General features: G+C 48.5%; 1 pseudogene. It reads right to left on the bottom strand.

What is annotated here, in order from left to right:
* A pseudogene (locus ON064_RS18320) lies at positions 1 to 955 on the bottom strand (IS3 family transposase); the annotation flags it as partial.
* Positions 956 to 1,065: the final 110 nt, after the last annotated feature.

Raw genomic sequence — 1,065 nt, 5'->3', positions numbered from 1 at the left:
GTCGTCACTTCGTAGGCGACGATTTCGCGGGTGGCGATATCTTTTACAGCGGACAGATACGCCATTTGTCCCGACCGGTTCGGTAGATACGTGATATCCGTGACGAAGACCTTGCCGGGTTCGTCTAGTTTAAACTTACGGTCTAACAGGTTTGGACAGACGGCGTGTTCCTGTGTGGCTTTGGCGATTTGCTTATAAGGATTCGCTCGCCGGATTTTGGCAAAGAGATTGAATTTGCGCATAAGGCGCAGAATCTTCTTGTGATTCATCGGGGTTTCCAGCAGTTCCGTAAGGATCATGTAAAAGGTGCGATACCCGACTTTCCCACGATGCGCATCGTAGATGCTTTTCAGCAACAGGTAATCTTCATAGTCCTGTTCTTCGCGAATGGCGTGCTGTTCCACTTTCTTCAGCCAAGCATAGTAGCCACTTCGACTGACTTCCGCTGTCTGGCAGAGGGCATCCACCATATTCTTCAGTTGGAATTTCCGGACCACCACATTGATCGATTCGAATTTTTCCGCTGGGGTCAGCTGCGTTTCTTCGCCTGCCTCTCGAGTTCCTCGAGCTTTTTTAGCAACTCATTTTCGGCTTCCAGGTATTTGATGCGCGCTTCCGCCTTTTCCAACTTTTTCTCGGCAGAGAGCTCTTGGGTAGACGGCCGGCCGGTACTGCCTTTTCCACGGCGCTCTTCCCAAAACCCTTCTTCGCCATAAAGGTCGAATGTTTTCCGCCACCGCTTCAATGCCTCTTTGGGTTTTTTCGCCCCAATCACCGTCAGGTCGAATCCGTTTTCAACAAAAATTTGAGACGGTCCTTTGCCTTGCAAATTCTCTTGGACAGCCTTCACCTTAAATTCAGGGATGTATTGAATCGTTCGATCTGTGACCGTTTTAACATTCGGATTCGCTTCCAAGATGCGCCGTTGGTGTTCGTTAAAGATAATTTTACTCATAACAACCTCTCCCGTTCCAGTAGATATGCTTAGTATACCGGGGTCTGAAAACAGAAAAAACCCCAAATGGGGGCACTTTTTAAAGTGTCTACCATTTGGGGTTCAGTTCA

Source organism: Planococcus sp. A6 (genome assembly GCF_028823615.1).
Lineage (GTDB): Bacteria > Bacillota > Bacilli > Bacillales_A > Planococcaceae > Planococcus.
The sequence above is the reverse complement of the archived record's forward strand: the minus strand, read 5'-3'. Positions and strand labels throughout refer to the sequence as shown.